Source organism: Enterobacter sp. ECC_219_Taxon_10 (assembly GCF_058354905.1).
Genome location: NZ_CM178005.1, coordinates 4775584 through 4801213 on the forward strand (window position 1 = coordinate 4775584; position 25630 = coordinate 4801213).

Annotated in this window: 21 protein-coding genes; 15 read left to right on the forward strand and 6 right to left on the reverse strand. The window is 57.2% G+C overall.

Features of this window, described 5'->3' with window-relative positions; all coding sequences use genetic code 11:
• The first annotated feature begins 136 nt into the window (after positions 1 to 136).
• From ptsP to gldA, 3 genes are read left to right on the forward strand one after another with little or no spacing between them, the layout of a single operon-like run.
• Positions 137 to 2638, forward strand: coding sequence for a phosphoenolpyruvate--protein phosphotransferase (gene ptsP / locus AC4ICF_RS22695; protein WP_316380722.1), 2502 nt, complete (start codon positions 137 to 139; stop codon positions 2636 to 2638).
• 14 nt (positions 2639 to 2652) lie between these two features.
• Positions 2653 to 3315 (forward strand): fructose-6-phosphate aldolase, encoded by a 663-nt coding sequence (gene fsa, locus AC4ICF_RS22700; RefSeq protein ID WP_316380721.1) that lies wholly within the window; start codon positions 2653 to 2655, stop codon positions 3313 to 3315.
• A 12-nt stretch (positions 3316 to 3327) separates the two neighbouring features.
• Positions 3328 to 4431, forward strand: coding sequence for a bifunctional L-1,2-propanediol dehydrogenase/glycerol dehydrogenase (gene gldA, locus AC4ICF_RS22705; protein WP_166712621.1), 1104 nt, complete (start codon positions 3328 to 3330; stop codon positions 4429 to 4431).
• A 79-nt stretch (positions 4432 to 4510) separates the two neighbouring features.
• Here the strand turns inward: gldA and katG are convergent, their stop codons facing one another.
• From katG to metB, 4 genes are all read right to left on the reverse strand, one after another.
• Positions 4511 to 6691 (reverse strand): catalase/peroxidase HPI, encoded by a 2181-nt coding sequence (katG, locus tag AC4ICF_RS22710; protein WP_116344049.1) that lies wholly within the window; start codon positions 6689 to 6691, stop codon positions 4511 to 4513.
• Between the two features lie 147 nt (positions 6692 to 6838).
• Positions 6839 to 7726 (reverse strand): methylenetetrahydrofolate reductase, encoded by an 888-nt coding sequence (gene metF / locus AC4ICF_RS22715; RefSeq protein ID WP_008501796.1) that lies wholly within the window; start codon positions 7724 to 7726, stop codon positions 6839 to 6841.
• 225 nt (positions 7727 to 7951) lie between these two features.
• Positions 7952 to 10384, reverse strand: a complete 2433-nt coding sequence (locus AC4ICF_RS22720) for a bifunctional aspartate kinase/homoserine dehydrogenase II (RefSeq protein ID WP_116343780.1) — start codon at positions 10382 to 10384, stop codon at positions 7952 to 7954.
• 2 nt (positions 10385 to 10386) lie between these two features.
• Positions 10387 to 11547: a cystathionine gamma-synthase gene (metB, locus tag AC4ICF_RS22725; protein ID WP_045909121.1), complete on the reverse strand. Its 1161-nt coding sequence runs from the start codon at positions 11545 to 11547 to the stop codon at positions 10387 to 10389.
• 275 nt (positions 11548 to 11822) lie between these two features.
• Here metB and metJ point away from each other — a divergent pair, with 275 nt between their 5' ends.
• Complete coding sequence (gene metJ / locus AC4ICF_RS22730; RefSeq protein WP_003862042.1) at positions 11823 to 12140, forward strand: met regulon transcriptional regulator MetJ; 318 nt, start codon at positions 11823 to 11825, stop codon at positions 12138 to 12140.
• A gap of 48 nt (positions 12141 to 12188) precedes the next feature.
• Here the strand turns inward: metJ and rpmE are convergent, their stop codons facing one another.
• Positions 12189 to 12401, reverse strand: a complete 213-nt coding sequence (rpmE, locus tag AC4ICF_RS22735) for a 50S ribosomal protein L31 (RefSeq protein WP_003862040.1) — start codon at positions 12399 to 12401, stop codon at positions 12189 to 12191.
• Positions 12402 to 12601: 200 nt separating this feature from the next.
• Here rpmE and priA point away from each other — a divergent pair, with 200 nt between their 5' ends.
• The 8 genes from priA to AC4ICF_RS22775 all read left to right on the forward strand — a co-directional run bounded on the left by priA (position 12602) and on the right by AC4ICF_RS22775 (position 21297).
• A complete protein-coding gene (gene priA / locus AC4ICF_RS22740; protein WP_316380720.1) occupies positions 12602 to 14797 on the forward strand; it encodes a primosomal protein N' in 2196 nt (731 codons plus the stop codon).
• Between the two features lie 119 nt (positions 14798 to 14916).
• Complete coding sequence (gene cytR / locus AC4ICF_RS22745; protein WP_080330329.1) at positions 14917 to 15942, forward strand: DNA-binding transcriptional regulator CytR; 1026 nt, start codon at positions 14917 to 14919, stop codon at positions 15940 to 15942.
• A gap of 93 nt (positions 15943 to 16035) precedes the next feature.
• Positions 16036 to 17022 carry a cell division protein FtsN gene (ftsN, locus tag AC4ICF_RS22750; protein WP_316380719.1) on the forward strand — a complete coding sequence of 329 codons (987 nt, stop codon included), beginning with the start codon at positions 16036 to 16038 and terminating at the stop codon, positions 17020 to 17022.
• Positions 17023 to 17116: 94 nt separating this feature from the next.
• Positions 17117 to 17647, forward strand: a complete 531-nt coding sequence (hslV, locus tag AC4ICF_RS22755) for an ATP-dependent protease subunit HslV (protein WP_008501802.1) — start codon at positions 17117 to 17119, stop codon at positions 17645 to 17647.
• A gap of 9 nt (positions 17648 to 17656) precedes the next feature.
• The gene (hslU, locus tag AC4ICF_RS22760) at positions 17657 to 18991 is read left to right on the forward strand and encodes an ATP-dependent protease ATPase subunit HslU (RefSeq protein ID WP_116343777.1); all 1335 of its coding nucleotides are present in this window, start codon (positions 17657 to 17659) and stop codon (positions 18989 to 18991) included.
• 68 nt (positions 18992 to 19059) lie between these two features.
• A complete protein-coding gene (gene menA / locus AC4ICF_RS22765; protein ID WP_316380718.1) occupies positions 19060 to 19980 on the forward strand; it encodes a 1,4-dihydroxy-2-naphthoate polyprenyltransferase in 921 nt (306 codons plus the stop codon).
• A gap of 92 nt (positions 19981 to 20072) precedes the next feature.
• Positions 20073 to 20558, forward strand: a complete 486-nt coding sequence (rraA, locus tag AC4ICF_RS22770; protein WP_316380717.1) for a ribonuclease E activity regulator RraA — start codon at positions 20073 to 20075, stop codon at positions 20556 to 20558.
• Positions 20559 to 20613: 55 nt separating this feature from the next.
• Entirely contained in the window at positions 20614 to 21297 is a 684-nt protein-coding gene (locus AC4ICF_RS22775) for a hypothetical protein (protein WP_316380716.1), read from the forward strand.
• Positions 21298 to 21372: 75 nt separating this feature from the next.
• Here the strand turns inward: AC4ICF_RS22775 and zapB are convergent, their stop codons facing one another.
• Positions 21373 to 21612 (reverse strand): septal ring assembly protein ZapB, encoded by a 240-nt coding sequence (gene zapB / locus AC4ICF_RS22780; protein WP_010436935.1) that lies wholly within the window; start codon positions 21610 to 21612, stop codon positions 21373 to 21375.
• Between the two features lie 398 nt (positions 21613 to 22010).
• On the opposite strand from zapB, the gene AC4ICF_RS22785 reads away from it, so the two are divergent.
• From AC4ICF_RS22785 to glpX, 3 genes are all read left to right on the forward strand, one after another.
• Entirely contained in the window at positions 22011 to 22856 is an 846-nt protein-coding gene (locus AC4ICF_RS22785) for an MIP/aquaporin family protein (protein WP_013099317.1), read from the forward strand.
• A 21-nt stretch (positions 22857 to 22877) separates the two neighbouring features.
• Positions 22878 to 24386 (forward strand): glycerol kinase GlpK, encoded by a 1509-nt coding sequence (gene glpK / locus AC4ICF_RS22790; RefSeq protein ID WP_062936027.1) that lies wholly within the window; start codon positions 22878 to 22880, stop codon positions 24384 to 24386.
• Positions 24387 to 24555: 169 nt separating this feature from the next.
• Positions 24556 to 25566 (forward strand): class II fructose-bisphosphatase, encoded by a 1011-nt coding sequence (gene glpX / locus AC4ICF_RS22795; RefSeq protein ID WP_163330991.1) that lies wholly within the window; start codon positions 24556 to 24558, stop codon positions 25564 to 25566.
• Positions 25567 to 25630 lie beyond the last annotated feature (64 nt).

Here is a 25630-nt window from a genome sequence, read left to right on the forward strand (position 1 = left end):
AGAACCTGTGAGTGAAATCTCATTTTTAGCGTCACATTACATTTGTCCAGCTTTTGGCAGTTTTGTCACATGGCGTGCCTCATCCTCACGCTCGTATGCTCTTTCGCATCATTGATGATTGGTTTCAGGAGTGTGTATGGCTCTGGTAGTGGAATTTACCTGTGAATTGCCCAACGGTGTTCACGCGCGTCCGGCAAGTCATGTGGAAACGCTGTGCAATACGTTTGTCTCGCAAATCGAGTGGCATAACCTGCGTACGGACCGTAAAGGCGATGCCAAAAGCGCGCTGGCATTGATTGGTACCGATACGCTGGCAGGCGATCCCTGCCGTCTGGCAATCTGCGGTGAAGATGAGCAACATGCCCATCAGCGGCTGGAGCAGTGGCTGAGAGAGGAGTTTCCGCACTGTGACGCACCGCTTGAAGGAGTTATCAGCACGGAACTGGAGCCCTTACCAGAATCACTGACACGCCTGAACCCGACGCTTTTTCGCGCCACTCCGGTATGCAGCGGCAGTGGGCAGGGCATCCTGACGGTACTGACCTCGCTGGATCTCAACGCCCTGACCGATTTACCCGAAGCACAAAACGTGGAAGCTGAGCAAGCGGCGCTGGATACCGGTCTGACGCTGCTGGTCAAACACATTGAGCTGCACGCGCTGGAAGGCGACAGCACCGCCAGCGCCATTCTTGAAGCCCACCGCTCGCTGGCTACGGATACCTCGCTGCGCCAGCATCTCCTGTCAGGGGTCAACCGGGGCTTAAGCTGCGCTCAGGCCATCATCGCCACGGCCAACCATTTCTGCGAGACGTTCTCTCGTTCCAGCAGCAGCTATCTGCAGGAACGCGTACTGGACGTGCGCGACGTCTGCTATCAGCTTTTACAGCATATCTACGGTGAAGCTTGTTTCCCGTCTCCGGGGCAGCTGACGCAACCGACCGTCTGCCTTGCTGACGACCTCACTCCCGGCCAGTTCCTGGAACTGGATAAAACCATGCTCAAAGGGTTGCTGTTAAAAAGCGGCGGAACCACCTCGCACACCGTGATCCTCGCGCGCTCCTTTAATATCCCGACGCTGGTGGGCGTCGACGGTGAAAGCCTGCTGCACTGGCGCAATCAGTCTGTCTTTGTGGATGGCAATGCCGGTGCGGTCGTAGTCAATGCCAGCGATGCGGTAGCGCGCTACTACCAACAAGAAGCGCGGGTACAACAGGCGATACGCGAGCAGCAGCGCATCTGGCTCGATCGTGAAGCCAGAACGGCCGACGGTCTGCGCATAGAGATTGCCGCGAACATCGCCCACGCGGTGGAAGCCCAGGGGGCATTTGGCAACGGCGCCGAGGGCGTGGGCCTGTTCCGCACTGAAATGCTTTATATGGATCGCACCAGCGCGCCCGGCGAAAACGAGCTATACAACATCTTCTGTCAGGCGCTGGAGAGCGCAAACGGGCGGAGCATTATTGTACGTACCATGGATATTGGCGGTGATAAGCCGGTGGAGTATCTGAATATTCCGGCAGAGAACAATCCGTTCCTCGGTTACCGCGCCGTGCGCATATATGAAGAGTATGCAACCCTTTTCACCACCCAGCTTCGAGCGATCCTGCGCGCCTCTGCTCACGGCAATCTGAAGATCATGATCCCGATGATCTCCTCGATGGAAGAGATCCTGTGGGTCAAAGAGAAACTTGCCGAAGCGAAACAACAGCTTCGCAATGAACATATTCCGTTTGATGAGAAAATCCCGTTCGGCATTATGCTGGAAGTGCCTTCGGTGATGTTCATCATCGATCAGTGCTGCGAAGAGATTGATTTCTTTAGCATTGGCAGCAATGACCTGACGCAGTATCTGCTGGCCGTCGACCGCGACAACGCCAAAGTCACGCGCCACTACAACAGCCTGAATCCGGCCTTCCTGCGCGCGCTGGATTACGCGGTGCAGGCAGTGCATCGCCAGGGGAAATGGATTGGCCTCTGCGGTGAACTGGGTGCGAAAGGGTCAGTGCTGCCGCTACTGGTAGGTCTTGGTCTGGACGAGCTCAGCATGGGCTCACCTGCTATTCTCGCTACCAAAGCACGCCTGGCTCAGCTTGATAGCCGCGCCTGTCGCCAGCTACTGAACCAGGCAATGGCGTGTCGCACATCGCTCGAAGTGGAGCATCTGCTCGCCCAGTTCCGCATGAATCAGCAGGATACGCCGCTGGTGACGCCACGCTGCATCTCTCTGGATAACGACTGGAATAGCAAAGAAGAGGTCATGAAAGGGATGACCGATAACTTGCTGCTCGCCGGGCGTTGCCGCTATCCGCGCAAGTTGGAAGCCGATCTGTGGGCACGCGAGGCGGTCTTCTCCACCGGGCTGGGTTTTGGTTTCGCCATTCCACACAGCAAATCGGAGCACATTGAGCAATCCACCATCAGCGTTGCGCGCCTGAAATCCCCCGTCATGTGGGGAGATGAAGAAGCACAATTCATCATCATGCTGACGCTGAACAAGCACGCCGCGGGCGATCAGCATATGCGTATTTTCTCCCGCCTGGCCCGCCGCATCATGCATGACGATTTCCGCAGCGCGCTGGTCAACGCCAGCTCAGAAGAGGCTATCGCCTCCCTGCTGCAACACGAATTAGAACTCTGAAACGAGGAAGAGTAATGGAACTGTACCTGGATACCGCCAACGTGGCGGAAGTAGAACGCCTGGCGCGCATTTTTCCCATAGCGGGCGTCACCACAAATCCGAGCATCATTGCCGCCAGCTGCGAATCCATCTGGGACGTGCTGCCGCGTCTGCAAAAAGCCATTGGACCGGAAGGCACGCTGTTTGCTCAAACCATGAGCCGCGACGCCGAAGGCATGGTGGCGGAGGCCAAACGCCTGAGTAACGCCATCCCGGACATCGTGGTGAAAATCCCTGTCACGGCTGAGGGCCTTACCGCGATTAAGGCGCTGCAAAAAGAGGGTATTACCACGCTGGGCACTGCCGTTTATAGCGCCGCACAGGGTTTGCTCGCTGCGCTGGCTGGGGCGAAATATGTGGCCCCCTATGTAAACCGCGTCGACGCACAGGGCGGCGACGGTATTCGCATGGTCCAGGAGCTGCAATCCCTGATGGAAATGCACGCGCCGGAAAGCAGGGTGCTGGCTGCCAGCTTTAAAACGCCGCGTCAGGCGCTGGACTGCCTGCTTGCCGGGTGCGAGGCAATCACGCTTCCCTTAGATGTAGCGCAACAAATGCTCGGCACCCCGGCGGTAGAGTCAGCCATAGAGAAGTTCGAGCAGGACTGGAAAAACGCGTTTGATAACCTCAACCTCTAAGGGAGAAACGTTATGGACCGTATTATTCAATCGCCGGGGAAATATATTCAGGGCGCTGACGTGCTTACTCGCCTCGGTGACTATCTGAAACCCCTGGCCAATCGCTGGCTGGTGGTCGGCGATAAATTTGTGCTGGGTTTTGCTGAAGAGACCCTGCGTCAGAGTTTCAAAAAAGCCGAACTGCACGCTGAAATCGCGCCGTTTGGCGGCGAATGTTCGCAAAATGAAATCGATCGCCTGAAAAAGCTGGCAGACAGCGCCGACTGTCTCGCGGTGCTGGGCATCGGCGGCGGTAAAACGCTGGATACCGCCAAAGCGCTGGCGCATTTCATGGACGTGCCGGTGGCCATTGCGCCGACCATTGCCTCTACCGATGCGCCGTGCAGCGCCCTTTCCGTCATTTACACCGACAGCGGCGAGTTCGATCGCTACCTGATGCTGCCGCACAACCCGAATATGGTCATTGTCGACACCAAAGTGGTGGCGGGTGCGCCTGCGCGCCTGCTGGCCGCCGGGATAGGCGATGCGCTTGCGACCTGGTTTGAAGCGCGCGCCTGCTCGCGCAGCGGCGCAACCACCATGGCGGGCGGCAAGTGCACCCAGGCGGCGTTAGCGCTGGCTGAGCTGTGCTACAACACGCTGGTTGAAGAGGGTGAGAAAGCAATGCTGGCTGCGGAACAGCACGTGGTAACGCCAGCGCTGGAACGCATTATCGAAGCCAACACCTATCTCAGCGGCGTGGGCTTTGAAAGCGGCGGGCTGGCGGCAGCACACGCCATTCACAACGGCATGACGGCAGTGCCGGATGCGCATCACTTCTATCACGGTGAAAAAGTGGCGTTTGGCACGCTGACGCAGTTGGTGCTGGAGAACGCCCCGGTTGAAGAAATAGAGACCGTCGCCGCGCTTTGCCACAGCGTGGGGTTGCCGATCACGCTGGCACAGCTGAATATCAAAGAGGATATTCCGGCCAAAATGCGTCTGATCGCGGAAGCGTCCTGTGCCGAAGGGGAGACCATTCACAACATGCCGGGCGGCGTGACGCCGGATCAGGTTTACGCGGCGCTGCTGGTGGCTGACCAGTATGGACAGCGGTTCCTGCGGGAGTGGGAGTAATAAAAAGCCGGGCGGCGGCTGCGCCTTACCCGGCCTGTATTATTGGCAAAAATATCCCCGCCGTGGCGGGGATATTTATTTATCGCAGATCAAAGCGATCCAAATCCATTACCTTCGCCCAAGCGGCAACGAAGTCACGGACGAACTTCTCGTGCGCATCGCTGCTGGCGTAAACCTCTGCCAGCGCGCGCAGGACAGCGTTCGAGCCAAAGACCAGGTCGGCGCGGGTCGCGGTATATTTCACTTCACCGCTGGCGCGATCGCTTCCGGCAAACAGTTCATTAGATTCGTCGGTCGCCTTCCACTGAGTGTTCATGTCCAGCAGGTTCACGAAGAAATCGTTGCTCAGCACGCCTTCGCGGTTGGTGAATACGCCATTCTTGCTGCCATCGAAGTTTGTACCCAGCACGCGCAGGCCGCCGATCAGCACCGTCAGTTCAGGCGCGGTCAGGGTCAGCTGCTGGGCCTTATCAATTAGCAGTGACTCCGTCGTGGACACATCCACCTGCGCACGGTAGTTGCGGAAACCGTCGGCAACCGGCTCGAGCAGGTTGAACATCTCGATATCCGTCTGGTCCTGACGCGCATCCACGCGGCCCGGGGTGAACGGTACGTTGACATAAACGCCCGCCGCTTTCGCCGCCTGCTCAACGCCCACGACGCCCGCCAGCACGATAATATCGGCCAGCGAGGCTTTATTGGTGGTGCGCTGGATAGCTTCCAGAGCCGGCAACGCGCGAACCGCCGCGGCGTTCACATCCCAGTCGCGCTGAGGAGCCAGCGCCAGACGCGCGCCGTTGGCACCGCCGCGCTTGTCGCCGCCGCGGAAGGTCGATGCAGACGCCCAGGCAACGGAAACCAGTTCGCTCACGGAGAGGCCGGAGGCCGCAATTTCCGCCTTCAGGCTTTCAATGTCCTCTTTCGACGGATTGAACACCGCCTGCGGCAGCGGATCCTGCCAAATCAGATCTTCTTTCGGCACTTCCGGACCGATGTACCGTGCTTTTGGCCCCATATCGCGGTGGGTCAGTTTGAACCACGCACGCGCGAAGGCTTCGTTAAAGGCCTGCGGATCGTTCAGGAAGCGACGGGAAATTTTCTCGAATTCCGGGTCAAAACGCAGCGTCAGGTCGGTGACCAGCATGGTAGGTTTGCGTTTCTTCGACGGGTCGAACGGATCGGGCATGATTTCCGGCGCATCCACGGCTTCAAACTGAATCGCGCCTGCCGGGCTACGGGTCTGCACCCATTCGTATTTGAACAGGTTCTCGAAGAAGTAGTTGCTCCACTGGGTCGGAGTTTGTGACCAGATGACTTCCAGCCCGGAGGTGATAGCATCAGCGCCAATACCGGTGCCGTGCGTGCTTGCCCAGCCTAAGCCCTGCGCTTCAATCGGCGAGGCTTCCGGGTCGGTACCAACGTGCGTGGCTTCACCCGCGCCGTGGGTTTTACCGAGCGTATGGCCGCCTGCAATCAGCGCGACGGTCTCTTCGTCGTTCATCCCCATGTTGCCGAAGGTTGCGCGAATTGCCGCAGCCGCCGACAGCGGTTCACCGCTGGCGTTTGGCCCTTCCGGGTTCACGTAAATCAGGCCCATTTCAGTGGCACCCAGAGGACGCTTCGCCAGCGCTTCCGGGTCACGGTGGGTCAGCCAGGCTTTTTCATCGCCCCAGTTCACGTCCAGATCCGGTTCCCAGACGTCTTCACGACCGGCGCCAAAACCAAAGGTGCGGAAGCCGGAGTTCTCCAGCGCCACGTTACCCGCGAGGATAAACAGGTCGGCCCAGGAGATTTTTTGTCCGTATTTTTGCTTGATTGGCCACAGCAGGCGGCGCGCTTTATCCAGGCTGACGTTATCAGGCCAGGAGTTCAGTGGCGCAAAGCGCTGCTGACCGCGTCCGGCACCGCCGCGTCCGTCAACGGAGCGATAGGTACCGGCACCGTGCCAGGCCATGCGAATAAACAGGCCAGCATAGCTGCCCCAGTCGGCAGGCCACCAGGGTTGAGAGTCGGTTAACAGGGCTTTGAGATCGCCCTTGAGGGCGGAATAGTCGAGCTTGCTGAATTCTTTGCGGTAGTCAAAGTCTTCACCCAGAGGGTTAGAACGGTTGGAATGTTGATTTAGAAGATCGATGCGGAGTTGTTTAGGCCACCACTCTTTACTGCCGGTACCTGCGCCCGCGCTGTGATCGACGCCGCCCTGATGGAACGGACATTTGCCGGCGGATGCCGCGTTATTGGTCTCGTCTGACGTGCTCATCGCTATGCTCCCTTTACAGTGTTACCGTTACGATATACACCACTAGCAATAAGATATAGTTGAATTAATCCACAGATTCGATAGTTAATACCTTTTAACTTTCTACCTGACTAAAAAGCCCTCAATTTTATGAGGGCTTTTTGCTGATTACGCCGGGCGAACGCCGAGCGTGTGACAAATGGCGTAGCTCATCTCCGCACGGTTCAGCGTGTAGAAGTGGAAATCTTTCACCCCTTCGCGGCTTAAAATCTTCACCATGTCCATCGCGATGTTGGCCCCCACCAGCTTGCGGGTTTCCGGGTCATCGTCCAGCCCTTCGTACATTTTGGACATCCACAGCGGAATGCGCACGTTGGTCATATCGGCGAATTTCTTCGCCTGTTTGAAGTTCGAGACAGGCAAAATGCCAGGGATGATTTCGACGTCGATACCAGCCGAGACGCAGCGGTCGCGGAAGCGCAGATAGCTTTCCACGTCAAAGAAGAACTGGGTGATGGCGCGGTTGGCACCAGCCTCCACCTTACGCTTCAGGTTAAGCAGATCCGCCTGGGCGCTTTTCGCTTCCGGATGAACTTCAGGGTAGGCGGCTACGGAGATATCGAAGTCGGCCACCTCTTTCAGCAGCCCGACCAGGTCGGCCGCATACATCTCTGGCTTGCCGCTGCCGGGAGGGAGATCGCCGCGCAGGGCAACGATATGGCGAATACCGTTGTTCCAGTAGTCCTGGGCAATGGCGCGCAGTTCATCGCGAGTGGCGTCGATACAGGTCAGGTGCGGTGCCGCTTCCAGACCGGTTCTGTCCTTAATGCCTTTAATGATGCTGTGCGTACGGTCACGCTCGCCGGAGTTCGCACCGTATGTCACGGAGACAAACTTTGGCTTCAGGCTGCTCAGGCGATCGATAGAGCTCCACAGGGTTTGCTCCATTTCACTGGTGCGCGGCGGGAAAAATTCAAAAGAGACGTTAATCTGGCCGTTTACTTCGGCCAGGCTCTGATTCAGTGCTTCCCGCTGGTTGGCGTGAAAAAAGCTCATACCTTACCTCTATCTTTCGCGTGTCGTTGTCTGTTGTGTTGTGAACTTCTATACGTTTAGACGTCCAGATGTAAAAATGACGGAAAAGCGAAGGGACGTCAACATAAATAATCAACAATAACGGTGAGGTTTGCTCAGGGAAGATGAGAGAAATTCATGATGAGGGGGAAAAGACCGCACCGAGCAGTCCCCTCTCCCCTTTGGGGAGAGGGTTAGGGTGAGGGGTTACAGCAGCTTAGCCAGACGGTTGATGTCGGACTGGATCGCCCCGGCGGTGACGTCGCGCCCCGCGCCCGGACCGCGGATCACCAGCGGGTTATCGCGGTACCAGCGGCTTTCAATGGCGAAGACGTTATCGCACGGCAGCAGCGCCGCCAGCGGATGGTCAGGACGCACCGCTTCGACACCCACGCGCGCCTTACCGTTCGCCTCGAAACGCGCCACGTAGCGCAACACCAGCCCCATCTCATTTGCCGCTTCCAGACGCTGCACCATCTGGTCATTCAGCTCGTCACCGTTCTCGAAGAAATGGTCAACGGACCCTTCCTCGCAGCCCGCAGGGACCAGCGACTCGACGCGTACAGAATCCGGCTCGATGTCATAACCGGCTTCGCGCGCCAGGATCACCAGCTTGCGCATCACGTCTTTACCGGAGAGATCAACGCGCGGATCGGGCTCGGTTAAGCCCTGCTGCCACGCCTGATCCACCAGGTCGGTGAATGGTACGGTGCCGTCAAACTGCAGGAATAGCCAGGAGAGCGTGCCGGAGAAGATCCCGCTCAGCGCCAGAATGCTGTCGCCGCTTTCAATCAGGTCGCGCACGGTGTGGTTAACCGGCAGGCCCGCGCCAACGGTGGCGTTATAGAGCCAGTGGCGGCCCGTTTTTTCGAACGCGTCGTGGATCTGGCGGTATTTATCGGTGCTGCTTGCCCCCGCCAGCTTATTGGCGCTGATGACGTGGAAACCGTGGCTGGCGAAATCCAGATACTGATCGGCAAGCTGTTCGCTGGCGGTAACGTCCAGCACCACCAGATCGTCATACGGGTGCGCGCGCATCCACAGGAACAGCGCTTCTTCATCCTGCTCTACGGCTTCATCGTTAAAGAAGGCAAGCGCGCGGCTTGCGTCCAGCCCTTCGTAGTTCAGCAGGCTGCGGCGGCTGTCCACCACGCCCGCAAGAATAAATTCAAATCCGGTACGCGCCGAGAGCGTGACCTGCTCGCGGGCAAACAGCTCCAGCCAGCGGGAGCCGATGTTGCCTTTCCCAAACAGTACCAGCCCAATGCGTTTTTCCGCGCGGAACAGGGAGGTGTGCAGGCCCTGAATCAGGCTCTCGGTTGGCCCTTTCCGCAGGACCGCGACCAGGCTGATGCCCTCTTCCGACTGCCAGGTGAACTCCACCGGCTGGCCTTTCAGCTGCTGCCAGAAGCGGTGGCAGTGCAGCGGGTTACGGGTGACGCCCGCGCCCACCATCGCCACCAGCGCCAACCCCTGACGCAGGCGAAGCTCGCCCGGCAGGCCCGCTTCATCCAGAATTTTCAGCGCGCTGTCCGCCACTTCGGCGGTATAGCAGAACTGCAGCAGCTGACGGTCATTGTGAACGCCAACGGCCAGCGGACGCACCTGGGCGCGTTTCAGGATCGTGTCGATATCTTTATGTGCCAGTTTGAAATCCTGACCGGCAGGGACCTGGAACTCAATCAGGCAGATGTCGTCGTGGCTGGTGACAATACGCGCGCCCGTGCCGGACGCCAGCACGCGCTCAATGCGCGTGGAACCCTGGTCCGGCGTATAGCTACAGCGCAGCTGCAGGTCGATATCGCTGCCGGAAACCGGCTGCAGCGTGCGCGCGTGCAGTACCGGCGCAGCCAGCCGTGCCAGCTCGCTGGCTTCGTCGAGACGCAGCAGCGGCAGCAGACAGGCATCTTTCACCTTACGCGGGTCCGCGCTGTAAACACCGGCCACGTCGCTCCAGATGGTGACGCGGGACACGCCCGCCAGGGCACCAATCTGCGTTGCCGAGTAGTCCGAGCCGTTACGGCCCAGCAGCACGGTTTCGCCCGCGTTGCTGCGGCTGATAAAGCCGGTGACGACAATACGTTTGCCCGGATGCTGCACCAGCAGCTGCTGTAGCAACGGGTAGGACAACCCTTCATCCACCTGCGGCTGCGCGGCGCGTTCCGCGCGCAGGAAATCGCGCGCGTCGAGCCAGGCCGCTTCCACGCCCAGATGTTGCAGCACGGCGGCCATCAGACGCGCGGACCACACTTCACCGTGGCCCACCACTTCGGCATACACCGCGTCGGTAATCCCGCTGTCCAGCAGGGCAGCAAGACGCTCAAGATCGTGCGTGAAAGCGCTGATCAGCCCGTCCGCCACGTCCGCAGGCAGCAGGCCGGCAATCAGCTCGCTCTGGTAACGACGTAAGGACTGTTGCACCTGATGCGCAGAAAGGCGATCGGTCTGGCTCAGTTTCAGCCAGCTAATCAACTGGTTGGTGGTGCTGCCCGCCGCTGAGACAACCATCATGTCACCCGGCTGTGAATATTCGGTCATGATCCCTGCGACGCGCAGGTAACATTTCACATCAGCAAGACTACTACCACCAAACTTGTGCAGCTGACGACCCTTCGCCCCTGCCTGCGCTATCACACTCATGATTACCCCTTGGCTGCGATCCGGAAGCCATTTTCCAGATCGGCAATTAAATCTTCAGAATCTTCAATGCCGGTTGAGATACGCAGCAGCGTCTCGGAAATCCCGGCGGCGGCACGTGCTTCGGGTGCCATACCTGCGTGCGTCATGGTCGCGGCGTGGGAGATCAAGCTTTCAACCCCACCTAAGGATTCCGCCAGCGTAAACAATGACAGCCCGCTCAGGAAGCGACGCAGCGTTTGCTCGTCACCGTCCAGTTCAAAACTTAACATCGCGCCAAATCCCTTTTGCTGGCGCGCGGCAATCTCGTGCCCCTGGTTTTCCGGCAGCGACGGGTGATAAAGCTTCTTCACCAGCGGCTGGGTTTTCAGGAAATCGACAATCGCCTGGGCATTACGCTGCGCCACGTCCATGCGCGGCGACAGCGTGCGGATGCCGCGCAACAGCAGGTAGCTGTCGAACGCGCCCGCGGTGACGCCAATGTTATTGGCCCACCATGCCAGTTCCGTGACAACGTCGGGATCTTTGGCAATCACCACGCCCGCCACCACGTCAGAATGGCCGTTCAGATATTTAGTACATGAATGCAATACCAGATCCGCACCCAGTGCTAACGGGTTCTGAAGCGCCGGACTGAGGAAGGTATTATCCACTACACTTATCGCTCCCGCATCCCTTGCGAGCTGACAAATTTTCGCAATGTCGACAACGCGCAACAATGGGTTGCTTGGACTTTCCACCAGAACCAGCTTTGGTTTCTCTGCCAGCGCCTGTTTCAGCGCCTGTTCGTCGTTTTGATCGACAAACAGCACGCGGTAGCAGCCGCGCTTTGCCAGGCTATCAAACAGGCGATAGCTCCCGCCGTAGCAGTCGTGCGGCGCAACCAGCAGATCGCCCGGTTTCAGGAAAACTGTCGTCACCAGGTGAATGGCGGACATCCCGGTATTGGTTAATACTGCCCCTGCGCCCCCTTCCAGCTCGGCCAGCGCACGCTGGGTCACATCACGCGTAGGATTGCCACGACGCGAATAGTCATGCGCGCGGGGTTCATTAAATCCGGTGAAATTGTAGGTACTGGAAAGATGAATGGGCGGGACAACGCAGCCGTACTGCTCGTCATCATTTAATCCGCTACGCACTGCGATAGTGGCCTGTTTACGCGTCATGGTGAGGGCTTCCTGGCGAATGAGGTGAAAAGTCAGGCACCAGAGTAAACATTGAAAGTATGGACGTCAATACATCTGGACATCTAAACTTCTTTGCGTATAGATTGAGCAATGCGCAAATAGCCGTTAAAATTATATGCTTTAGTGCACGCTGCAGCGGCAATATCCGTGCCACGGTATCGTCTCTACGGTAAACTACGCAAGATTACGGTTCAAAACGGGCAGTGACCGGTTTGCACCTTTAGATTAATGACTGAGAGGATTAAAGGTATCTCATGGCTGAATGGAGCGGCGAATATATCAGCCCATACGCTGAGCACGGTAAGAAGAGTGAGCAAGTAAAGAAAATTACGGTTTCCATTCCTCTGAAGGTGTTGAAGATCCTCACCGATGAACGTACGCGTCGTCAGGTGAATAACCTGCGCCACGCGACTAACAGCGAACTGCTGTGCGAAGCGTTCCTGCATGCGTTTACCGGCCAACCGTTGCCGAACGATGACGATCTGCGCAAAGAGCGTAGCGACGAAATCCCGGAAGAGGCGAAGGTGATCATGCGTGAACTGGGTATTGACCCGGAGACGTGGGAATACTGAGAAGCGGATACAAAAAAGGCACCTTGCGGTGCCTTTTTTTCGGGAAACTTATTTAGCGCCCGGGATGCTGAAACGCTTGTTGAAGCGGTCAACACGGCCACCGGTTGCAACATCACGCTGCTTACCAGTGTAGAACGGGTGGCATTTGCCGCACACGTCCAGGTTCAGATCGTGACCCACGGTAGAGCGGATCTGGATAGAGTTACCGCAAGAGCAGTTTGCAGTAATCATTTCGTATTTCGGGTGAATATCTTTTTTCATGGGAGAACCTCAGTTAAGGCCGCGTCGCTCTTCCAGCCCTAACGCCAGACACCACGCGATGTTGAATGTAAGTTCTTTGGCGTAAAGTACACCAAAGGCGGCGAATCATACAGAATTTAACCAACGTATGCAAACTGATCCGCACGCCGCTTTTACTAATGTGTATACTAACGCGCCACTTTTCAAGTCAGGAAGATTCGATGCCCGTCGCTCACGTTGCCCTGCCCGTTCCGCTTCCCCGCACCTTTGACTACCTGCTGCCCGACAGCATGAGTGCCAAAGCGGGCTGTCGCGTGACCGTGCCGTTTGGCAAACAGCAGCGCGTGGGGATCGTCGTCTCCGTCAGCGATAAAAGCGAATTGCCCCTCAATGAACTGAAGTCGGTCGTTGAGGTGCTGGACCTCGAGCCGGTTTTCTCCACCAGCACCTGGCGACTGCTGCTGTGGGCGGCGGATTATTATCACCATCCGATTGGCGACGTCCTCTTCCACGCCCTGCCTATTCTGCTGCGCCAGGGCAAGAGTGCCAGCCACGCCCCGATGTGGTACTGGTTTGCCACCGAACAGGGGCAGGCCGTGGACATTAACAGCCTCAAGCGCTCGCAGAAACAGCAGCAGGCGCTAGCGGCGCTGCGTCAGGGGAAAATCTGGCGGCATCAGGTTAACGAGCTTGAGGTCAGCGAAACCGCGCTACAGGCATTAAGAAAGAAAGGGCTGAGCGAGCTGGCCAGCGAAGCGCCTGCCCTTCGCGACTGGCGCGACGGCTTCTCCGTCTCAGGCGATCGCCTGCGTCTGAATACCGAGCAGGCCACCGCGGTAGGCGCCATTCACAGCGCCTCGGACCATTTTTCCGCCTGGCTGCTGGCGGGCGTGACGGGCTCCGGCAAAACGGAAGTCTACCTGAGCGTACTGGAAAACGTGCTCGCGCAGGGTAAACAGGCGCTGGTGATGGTGCCGGAAATCGGCCTGACGCCGCAGACAATCGCCCGATTCCGCGAGCGCTTTAACGCGCCGGTTGAGGTGCTGCACTCGGGGCTTAACGATAGCGAGCGCCTTAGCGCCTGGCTGAAAGCGAAAAACGGCGAAGCGGCGATAGTGATCGGCACCCGCTCGTCGCTGTTTACGCCGTTTAAAAACCTTGGCGTTATCGTGATCGATGAAGAGCACGACAGCTCCTATAAACAGCAGGAAGGCTGGCGCTACCATGCCCGCGATCTGGCGGTCTACCGCGCGCACAGCGAGCAAATTCCCATTATTCTCGGCTCCGCCACGCCGGCGCTCGAAACGCTGCACAACGTGCGCCAGCGTAAATATCACATGCTGCGCCTGACGCGTCGCGCGGGGAACGCCCGTCCGGCCATTCAGCACGTGCTGGATCTCAAAGGCCAGCAGGTGCAGGCAGGGTTAGCGCCCGCATTGATTTCCCGCATGCGCCAGCATTTGCAGGCGGGGAACCAGGTGATCCTGTTCCTGAACCGTCGCGGATTCGCCCCCGCCCTGCTGTGCCACGACTGCGGCTGGATTGCAGAATGCCCGCGCTGTGACCACTACTACACCTTCCATCAGGCCCAGCGTCACCTGCGCTGCCACCACTGCGACAGCCAGCGCCCGGTGCCGCGCCAGTGCCCGTCGTGCGGATCAACGCATATCGTGCCGGTCGGTCTGGGCACGGAACAACTTGAACAGGCGCTTGGCCCCTTCTTCCCGGACGTGCCTATTTCCCGAATCGACCGGGACACCACCAGCCGCAAAGGCGCGCTGGAACAGCAGCTGGCAGAAGTGCATCGCGGCGGCGCGCGCATCCTGATTGGTACTCAGATGCTGGCCAAAGGGCACCACTTCCCGGACGTGACGCTGGTCGCCCTGCTGGACGTGGACGGCGCGCTGTTCTCGGCCGATTTCCGCTCCGCCGAGCGCTTCGCCCAGCTTTATACCCAGGTGGCAGGGCGTGCGGGACGTGCTGGCAAGCAGGGCGAGGTGGTACTGCAAACGCACCACCCTGAGCACCCGCTGCTGCAAACCCTGCTGCATAAAGGCTATGACGCCTTCGCCGAGCAGGCGTTGGCCGAGCGCCAGACCATGCAGCTGCCGCCGTGGACCAGCCACGTCATCATCCGCGCGGAAGATCATAACAACCAGCAGGCCCCGCTTTTCCTGCAACAGCTGAGGAATCTCCTGCAGGCCAGCCCGCTGGTGGATAACCAGCTGTGGATCCTGGGCCCGGTGCCGGCGCTGGCGCCGAAGCGCGGCGGACGTTTTCGCTGGCAAATTTTACTCCAGCACCCCTCGCGTATTCGCCTGCAGCACATCGTCAGCGGCACGCTGGCGCTCATCAACACCCTGCCGGAAGCGCGAAAAGTGAAGTGGGTACTGGACGTCGATCCCATCGAAGGCTGAAGACGGATCGAAAAATTTAACGCGCCTCACACTTTTTATGAAAATTCTGTAACCGATTCCATTAACTATCTGTAAAAATGGTGGTGTCCGCAGTTCGGTGTTCAGGCGAGGAGAAGACGTTGAAGTCCAGGAAAGAGGTTGCCACGGCGACCATGAAAGACGTTGCCGAGAAAGCACAAGTCTCAACAGCAACCGTGTCCCGCGCATTAATGAACCCGGATAAAGTCTCCCAGGCGACCCGTAACAAGGTTGAACAGGCGGCGCTGGAAGTGGGTTACTTCCCTCAGGCCATGGGGCGGAACGTCAAGCGCAATGAATCGCGGACCATCCTGGTGATAGTGCCGGACATCTGCGATCCCTTCTTTAGCGAGATCATTCGCGGCATCGAAGTGACGGCTGCGGAGCAGGGCTATCTGGTGCTGATTGGCGACTGCGCCCATCAGAACCAGCAGGAAAAAACCTTTATCGACCTCATTATTACCAAGCAGATTGACGGCATGCTGCTGCTTGGCTCACGCCTGCCGTTTGATGCCAGCATCGAAGAACAGCGCAATTTACCACCGATGGTGATGGCCAACGAGTTTGCCCCCGAGCTGGAGCTGCCGACGGTTCATATCGATAACCTGACGGCCGCGTTCAACGCGGTGAACTATCTTCAGGAGCTAGGGCATAAGCGGATTGGCTGCATTGCCGGGCCGGAAGAGATGCCGCTCTGCCACTATCGCCTGCAGGGCTATGTTCAGGCGCTGCGCCGTACCGGTGCGATTGTCGATCCGCACTACATTGCGCGCGGTGATTTTACTTTCGAAGCGGGCGGACAAGCGCTGGAGAAACTGCTGGCGCTGCCGGAACCGCCAACAGCGGTGTTCTGCCACAGCGACGTGATGGCGCTGGGGGCGCTGTCCCACGCCAAACGCCGTGGCTTACGCGTGCCGAAAGATCTGTCGATTATCGGTTTCGATAACATTTCGCTTTCAGAGTTTTGCGATCCGCCGCTCTCCACCGTGTCACAACCGCGCTATCAGATTGGCCGTGAAGCGATGCTGCTTCTGCTGGATCAGCTGCAGGGTCAAACAGTTAGCAGCGGCTCACGGTTACTGGACTGCGAGCTGATTGTTCGCGGCTCTACCCAGGCATTGACTTAAAGTAAACGCCTTTCGGACACCCTTATCTGGTCAAAGCCCCGCCGCTTAAGTAACATGGCGGGCTGACGAACGAATAAATACAGCGAAACGATAGTGGCACAACGAGATTATGTACGTCGCGGCCAGCCGGCACCTTCGCGACGCAAAAAGAGTAGTTCAAAAAGCAAGCAGCGTAATCTGCCTGCGGTCTCGCCAGCAATGGTCGCTATTGCTGCGGCGGTACTGGTGGCTTTTATTGGCGGCCTGTACTTCATCACGCACCATAAAAAAGAAGAGTCCGAGGCGCTTCAGGGCAACAAAGTGGCGGGAAATGGTCTGCCGCCGAAACCTGAAGAGCGCTGGCGCTATATTAAAGAGCTGGAAAGCCGTCAACCTGGCGTGCGTGCGCCAACCGAGCCTTCAGCCGGTGGCGAAGTGAAAAATGCCGACCAGCTGACGGACGAGCAGCGCCAGCTGCTGGCACAAATGCAGGCCGATATGCGTCAGCAGCCAACGCAGCTGAACGAAGTGCCGTGGAATGAACAGACGCCAGCACAGCGTCAGCAAACGCTGCAGCTGCAGCGTCAGCGCCAGGCACAAATTCAGCAGCAGCAACAGCAGCAGTGGACGCAAACCCAGCCGGTGCAGCAGCCGAAAGCGCAGCCTTACCAGCAACCGCAGCAGCAGACGCGTACGGTGCAATCACAGCCTGTTCAACAGCCAAAAGCGCAGCCACAAAAACAAGCGGCTCAGCCGTATCAGGATCTGCTCCAGACGCCAGCGCATACCACCGCGCAGCAGCCGAAAACGCAGCAGGCCGCGCCGGTGACCAAAGAGACCGAAGCGCCGAAGCAGACGGCAGAGAAAAAAGACGAGCGCCGCTGGATGGTGCAGTGCGGTTCGTTTAAAGGCGCCGAGCAGGCGGAAACGGTGCGTGCTCAGTTGGCGTTTGAAGGATTTGATTCACGCATTACCACCAACAACGGCTGGAATCGCGTGGTGATTGGCCCGGTCAAAGGCAAAGAAAATGCCGATGGCACCATTTCGCGCCTGAAAGTGGCCGGTCATACAAACTGCATTCGACTCGCCTCCGGGGGTTGAAACCCCCAAAATCTCCCCCATCTATCATTTAATTCAGCCCTGAGCACAGGCTCAGGGCTTCTGTTTCCCGAATTTGTAACCAGGGGGTCTGCTCGTGACAACAATAGTAAGTGTACGCCGTAACGGCCATGTGGTAATCGCCGGTGATGGCCAGGCCACGCTGGGTAATACCGTCATGAAAGGCAACGTGAAGAAAGTGCGTCGTCTCTACAACGACAAAGTGATCGCCGGTTTTGCAGGCGGCACGGCGGATGCCTTCACGCTGTTTGAACTGTTTGAACGCAAACTGGAAATGCACCAGGGTCATCTGGTGAAAGCCGCCGTTGAGCTGGCGAAAGACTGGCGTACCGACCGTATGCTGCGCAAGCTCGAAGCGCTGCTGGCGGTCGCGGATGAAACCGCTTCGCTTATCATCACCGGTAACGGTGACGTGATTCAGCCGGAAAACGACCTGATTGCCATCGGCTCTGGCGGCCCTTATGCCCAGGCTGCAGCCCGCGCGCTGTTGGAAAATACCGACATGAACGCGCGTGATATCGCGGTGAAGGCGTTGGATATTGCAGGTGATATCTGCATCTATACCAACCACAACCACACCATCGAAGAATTGACCTCCAAAGCGTAAGGATCTCCCATGTCTGAAATGACCCCACGCGAAATTGTCAGCGAACTGAACAAACACATTATCGGCCAGGATAACGCCAAGCGCTCAGTGGCCATCGCGCTGCGTAACCGCTGGCGTCGTATGCAGCTTGATGAAGAGCTGCGTCACGAAGTCACGCCGAAAAACATTCTGATGATCGGCCCGACCGGCGTCGGGAAAACAGAAATCGCCCGTCGTCTGGCGAAGCTGGCGAACGCGCCGTTCATCAAAGTTGAAGCCACCAAGTTCACCGAAGTGGGCTATGTGGGTAAAGAAGTGGACTCCATCATCCGCGATCTGACCGACTCGGCGATCAAAATGGTGCGCGTCCAGGCGATCGAGAAAAACCGCTACCGCGCGGAAGAGATGGCCGAAGAGCGCATTCTCGACGTGCTGATCCCACCGGCGAAAAACAACTGGGGCCAGGCTGAACAGCAGTCTGAGCCTTCAGCCGCGCGTCAGGCGTTCCGCAAAAAACTGCGTGAAGGCCAGCTGGACGACAAAGAGATTGAGATCGACCTCGCGGCCGCGCCGATGGGCGTGGAAATCATGGCGCCTCCGGGCATGGAAGAGATGACCAGCCAGCTGCAGTCCATGTTCCAGAACCTGGGCGGCCAGAAGCAGAAAGCGCGTAAGCTGAAAATCAAAGATGCGATGAAGCTGCTGATTGAAGAAGAAGCGGCGAAGCTGGTGAACCCGGAAGAGCTGAAGCAGGACGCTATCGACGCGGTTGAGCAGCACGGCATCGTGTTCATCGACGAAATCGACAAAATTTGTAAGCGCGGCGGCAACAGTTCCGGCCCGGACGTGTCCCGCGAAGGCGTACAGCGCGACCTGCTGCCGCTGGTTGAAGGCTGCACCGTCTCCACCAAGCACGGCATGGTGAAAACGGACCACATCCTGTTTATCGCTTCCGGTGCGTTCCAGGTGGCCAGCCCGTCGGATCTGATCCCGGAACTGCAGGGTCGTCTGCCTATCCGCGTTGAGCTGCAGGCGCTGACCACTGAAGATTTCGAGCGCATCCTGACCGAGCCAAACGCCTCTGCTACCGTACAGTACAAAGCGCTGATGGCGACGGAAGGCGTGAACCTTGAGTTCACCGAGGACGGTATCAAGCGTATCGCCCAGGCCGCATGGCAGGTCAACGAAACCACCGAGAACATCGGTGCGCGTCGTCTGCACACCGTGCTGGAACGCCTGGTGGAAGATATCTCGTATGATGCGAGCGACCTCAACGGTCAAACCATTACCATTGACGCAGAATATGTGAGCAAACATCTGGATGCGTTAGTGGCAGATGAAGATCTGAGCCGTTTTATCCTATAATCGCGGTTACTGCATTCTCATCACTGTTAATGGGGGCTAAGGCCCCCATTTTTATTGGCTAAATTACTATGACTGATATCAGCCGTACTCAGGCGTGGCTCGAAAGCCTGCGCCCTAAAACGCTTCCTCTGGCCTTTGCCGCGATTATCGTCGGTACGGCGCTTGCCTGGTGGCAAGGTTATTTTGATCCGCTGGTCGCCGCGCTGGCATTGATTACCGCCGGCCTGCTGCAAATCCTCTCCAACCTCGCTAACGACTATGGTGATGCGGTGAAGGGCAGCGATAAGCCGGACCGTATCGGGCCGCTGCGCGGGATGCAGAAAGGGGTCATTACCCAGGCACAGATGAAGCGCGCGCTGATTATCACCGTGGTACTGATTTGCCTATCCGGCCTGGCGCTGGTGACGGTCGCCTCGAAAACCACCAGCGATTTCATTGGCTTCCTGGTGCTGGGTCTGCTCGCCATTATCGCGGCCATCACCTACACCGTCGGCACGCGCCCTTACGGCTATATTGGCCTCGGGGATATCTCCGTGCTGGTGTTCTTCGGCTGGCTGAGCGTGATGGGGAGCTGGTACTTACAGGCGCATACGGTGATCCCTGCCCTGTTCCTTCCCGCGACCGCCTGCGGCCTGCTGGCGACGGCGGTGCTGAACATCAATAACCTGCGCGATATCGACAGCGACCGTGAGAACGGCAAGAACACGCTGGCGGTGCGTCTGGGGCCGATGAATGCGCGCCGCTATCATGCCTGCCTGCTCATCGGCGCTTTGGTTTGCCTGGCGCTGTTTAACCTGATTTCCCTGCACAGTCTGTGGGGCTGGCTGTTTGTGCTTGCCGCGCCGCTGCTGGTTAAGCAGGCCCGCTTTGTGATGCGTGAACTCAGCCCGTCCGCTATGCCGCCGATGCTGGAACGTACGGTAAAAGGCGCGCTGCTGACTAACCTGTTGTTCGTCATTGGGATTGTGTTAAGCCAGACGCTCAGTTAGCTGACAAATATCAATTAACAATTGATGATTTTGCCAACAACGCATTTCGCACGATATACTGAACACATTCGCAGCAACTGAGCGTTAAACCTATGAAATACGATACCTCCGAGCTTTGTGACATCTACCAGGAAGATGTCAACGTCGTTGAACCGCTGTTCTCCAACTTTGGTGGGCGGTCGTCGTTTGGCGGTCAAATCGTCACGGTGAAATGTTTCGAGGACAACGGGTTGCTGTACGATCTGCTCGAACAGAACGGCCGTGGTCGCGTTCTGGTGGTCGACGGCGGCGGATCCGTGCGTCGCGCACTGATTGATGCCGAACTGGCCGGAATTGCCGTCCAGAACGAGTGGGAAGGCATTGTGGTGTACGGCTCCGTGCGTCAGGTGGACGATCTCGAAGACCTGGATATTGGAGTTCAGGCCATCGCGGCCATTCCGGTAGGCGCTGCGGGTGACGGCATCGGCGAAAGCGACGTGCGCGTTAACTTTGGCGGCGTGACCTTCTTCTCCGGGGACCATCTTTATGCCGATAACACCGGGATTATTCTTTCCGAAGATGCACTGGATATCGAATAAATAATCCCTGTAAGATAAAGGGGGGATTTTCCCCTTTATTTCAACAAGGATGTTTATGCGTGACTCATCGGCAACCCTCATTATTTATGGGACCACACTGCTGTTCGCTTTCCTCGGTGTCGGATTGTGGTTTATATCCCTCTCGACTTATGCAATTATATTAGCCAGCATTATTTTATTTGTTTTTCTGATAATTATCGCAGGGATTATTTACTTCGCCCATAATACAACCAGCATCAGGTTGCGTTATCTTATCTGCGGCGTAGTCGCCTTTTTAATCCTTTCTACTATTCGTGGCGTTTATAAAATAGCGACCCCGTGGACCTACGTCTTTCCCGAGCAACACGTTTCTATAAACTTGCCGGACAAAACGTGGAAGGTCGAGGATAAAATGCTTATTTCAAGAAATGGTGATGCGTTAGCCTTGAGCAAAATGATGACACTGCCTGTCGATATTCTTGATAACTTTTCCCATGAAGAATTTATTTCGCTTGCATTGGGCCTCACGACGACGGAAGAAGATATTCCTCATCATGAAAGTCAAGGCTGCTATATTGAACATCTGGAGTGTATCTACTACATTTCAAACCGGATCAAAGACAGTCCAGACAAGATTTATTTTGTCTTTCTGAAAGACAAAGAGAAAACCTATTTATTACAATTAAGAATGACGCCACAATATCTAAAATTATACCCTGATGCAGCATCCAATATGATCGCGTCTCTAAAAAAGGAATAATCCCTGACGCTTAACAAAAAAAAGCCATCATAGAGCATGATGGCTTGTTAACTTGAACTCATGAAGAAACGAGTATTAAACCTCTTCCATACGTCCCAGCAGCGCCTGCAGGCGATCCTGCCAGCCGTTCTGCTGTTCGCGCAGCTGGTTGTTTTCGCGCTCCAGTTCTTCGCGGCCGTGCTGAGCGTTCTGAACTTCCTGCGCCAGGCTGTTGTTCTTCTCTTTCAGCTCTTCAATTTCCATCTGCAGCAGCGTGATGGTGTCAATCGCCTGCTGTACTTTCGATTCCAGTTTCTCAAACACTTCTAAAGACATGATCCTACCTCTCCTGAATTGCAAGGCGACGCTTTAACGTAAACGCGCACAACATATGTTCCGATTGTATGGAGCGCAGTCGCCCCTGTCCAGCGGCATACCACGCAGATCGCGGTTTGCAACACTTTTCGGCCTCGTCCTGGTGCGTTCGCGGCATATACCTCTAAGTTGTTAACCCATTCGTTAAAGAAATGATTCAGCCCACCGTGCGCGACTGATGCAAAAACGCGCTTTATGGCGCGAAAACGCTCATTTTATTGACGCAGACCACACATTTTAATTTCGATATTTCTCGTTTTTGCTCGTTAACGATAAATTAACACTATGTCTACAGGGCATCGTGGCTGTCACGGGCGGCCACGCTAACAATAAACATCAATTTCTTCAGGATTCCGATTATGAGTCAGACATCAACCTTAAAAGGCCAGTGCATTGCCGAGTTCCTTGGTACCGGGTTGTTGATATTCTTCGGAGTGGGCTGTGTCGCTGCACTGAAAGTGGCGGGTGCCAGTTTTGGTCAGTGGGAAATCAGTATCATCTGGGGTCTGGGCGTGGCGATGGCCATCTACCTGACTGCAGGGGTTTCTGGTGCACATCTTAACCCGGCGGTGACTATCGCACTGTGGCTTTTCGCGTGCTTCGACGGACGCAAAGTTGTTCCTTTCATTATTTCTCAATTTGCCGGCGCGTTTTGCGCAGCGGCGTTAGTTTACGGGCTTTATTACAATCTTTTCATCGACTTCGAACAGACGCATCATATGGTACGCGGCAGCGTCGAAAGTCTGGATCTGGCAGGCATCTTCTCAACCTACCCTAACCCGCACATCAATTTTGTGCAGGCGTTCGCAGTAGAAATGGTGATTACCGCTATTCTGATGGGCGTTATCCTGGCGCTGACCGACGATGGAAACGGCATTCCGCGCGGCCCGCTGGCCCCCCTGCTGATTGGTCTTCTGATTGCGGTGATTGGCGCATCCATGGGCCCGCTGACCGGCTTCGCGATGAATCCGGCGCGTGATATCGGACCAAAAGCGTTCGCCTTTATCGCAGGCTGGGGTGACGTGGCATTCACGGGTGGTAAAGATATCCCTTACTTCCTGGTGCCGCTGTTTGCGCCGGTTGTTGGGGCTGCGCTGGGCGCATTTAGCTACCGCAAATTAATTGGTCGCCATTTACCGTGCGACACCTGTGTGGACGAGGAGAAGGAAACGACTTCTACCGCACAACAAAAAGCTTCGCTGTAATCTGACTACGGGACACATACCATGACCGAAAAAAAATATATCGTTGCGCTCGACCAGGGCACTACCAGCTCCCGCGCTGTCGTAATGGATCATGACGCGAACATTGTCAGCGTGTCTCAACGTGAATTTGAGCAAATTTATCCTCGTCCAGGCTGGGTAGAGCACGACCCGATGGAGATCTGGGCATCACAAAGCTCCACGCTGGTGGAAGTGCTGGCGAAAGCCGATATCAGTTCCGACGAGATTGCCGCTATCGGCATTACCAACCAGCGTGAAACCACCGTGGTCTGGGAACGTGAAACCGGTAAGCCTATTTACAACGCCATCGTCTGGCAGTGCCGCCGTACGTCAGAGATCTGCGAACAGCTGAAGCGCGACGGGATGGAAGAGTACGTGCGCAGCGCCACCGGTCTGGTGGTTGACCCGTATTTCTCCGGTACCAAAGTGAAGTGGATCCTCGATCACGTGGAAGGTTCACGCGAGCGTGCAAAACGCGGCGAGCTGCTGTTCGGGACCGTCGATACCTGGCTTATCTGGAAGATGACCCAGGGACGCGTCCACGTCACCGACTACACCAACGCCTCGCGTACCATGCTGTTCAACATCAACACCCTGGAGTGGGATGACAAGATGCTGGACGCGCTGGACATCCCGCGCGCGATGCTGCCTGAAGTGCGTAAGTCGTCTGAAGTGTACGGCCAGACCAATATCGGCGGTAAAGGCGGCACCCGTATTCCTATCGCCGGGATCGCCGGTGACCAGCAGGCGGCGCTGTTCGGCCAGCTGTGCGTCAAGGAAGGGATGGCGAAGAACACCTACGGCACCGGCTGCTTTATGCTGATGAACACCGGCGAAAAAGCGGTGAAATCAGAAAACGGTCTGCTGACCACCATTGCCTGCGGCCCGCGCGGCGAAGTGAACTATGCGCTGGAAGGTGCGGTGTTTATGGCGGGCGCATCCATTCAGTGGCTGCGCGACGAGATGAAGCTGATCAGCGACGCGTTTGACTCCGAGTACTTCGCGACCAAAGTGAAAGACACCAACGGCGTGTACGTGGTACCAGCGTTCACCGGTCTGGGCGCACCGTACTGGGACCCGTATGCCCGCGGCGCAATTTTCGGCCTGACGCGCGGTGTGAACTCTAACCACATCATCCGTGCCACCCTGGAATCCATCGCCTACCAGACGCGCGACGTGCTGGAAGCGATGCAGGCAGACTCCGGCATTCGTCTGCACGCCCTGCGCGTGGACGGTGGTGCGGTCGCGAATAACTTCCTGATGCAGTTCCAGTCCGACATTCTGGGCACCCGCGTTGAGCGCCCTGAAGTGCGTGAGGTGACGGCGCTGGGTGCGGCGTACCTTGCCGGTCTGGCGGTAGGCTTCTGGCAGAACCTGGACGAGCTGCAGGAGAAAGCGGTCATCGAACGCGAATTCCGCCCTGGCATCGAAACCACCGAGCGTAACTTCCGCTACAGCGGCTGGAAGAAAGCGGTGAAACGCGCCCTGGCGTGGGAAGAGCACGAAGAGTAAGACCAACTTATCCCCCCTCACCCCTAACCCTCTCCCCAAAGGGGATTAAGTCCCCTCGCCCCTTTGGGGAGAGGGTTAGGGTGAGGGGGGTTCCAACCGCACCGGTCCCTCCCCCCTCCTCACTCTGTGATAAACTTCGTGCAATTCCTTTTGATTGTACGAGTCCCTAATGAAACGTGAACTTGCTATCGAGTTTTCCCGCGTCACCGAAGCGGCCGCCCTTGCAGGCTATAAATGGCTTGGCCGTGGCGATAAAAATACCGCAGACGGCGCAGCCGTCCACGCCATGCGCATTGTGCTTAACCAGGTCAACATCGACGGCACCATCGTGATTGGTGAAGGCGAGATCGACGAAGCGCCAATGCTCTACATCGGTGAAAAAGTCGGTACCGGCAAAGGCGATGCGGTGGATATCGCGGTTGACCCAATCGAAGGCACCCGCATGACGGCGATGGGTCAGGCCAATGCGCTCGCTGTGCTCGCCGTGGGCGATAAAGGCTGCTTCCTCAACGCGCCGGATATGTACATGGAAAAGTTGATTGTCGGCCCTGGCGCGAAAGGCGCAATCGACCTTAGCCTGCCGCTGGAAGAGAACCTGCACAACATCGCCAAAGCCCTGGGTAAACCTCTTAGCGAACTCACCGTGACTATTCTGGCAAAACCGCGCCACGATGCCACCATCGCACAGATGCAAAAGCTCGGCGTGCGCGTGTTTGCCATTCCTGACGGTGACGTTGCCGCCTCGATCCTGACCTGCATGCCGGACAGCGAAGTCGACGTGCTTTATGGCATCGGCGGCGCGCCGGAAGGCGTGGTCTCTGCAGCGGTGATCCGTGCGCTGGACGGCGATATGCAGGCACGCCTGCTGCCGCGTCATGAGGTGAAAGGCGACAGCGACGAGAACCGTCGTATCGGTGAGAACGAGCTTGCGCGCTGCGCAGCGATGGGTATCGAAGCCAATAAAGTGCTGGCGCTGAACGACATGGCCCGCAGCGATAACGTGGTCTTCTCAGCAACCGGCATCACCAAAGGCGACCTGCTGGATGGCATTACCCGCAAGGGCAACATGGCGACCACTGAAACGCTGCTGATCCGCGGTAAATCACGCACCATCCGACGCATTCAGTCAATTCACTATCTCGACCGCAAAGACCCGGACGTGCAGACGCACATTCTGTGAAACCGTTTGATCGATAGAGCTTTCCGGCCCGAAGGGGCTGGAAATGTTTCCCACAAGTACGGAA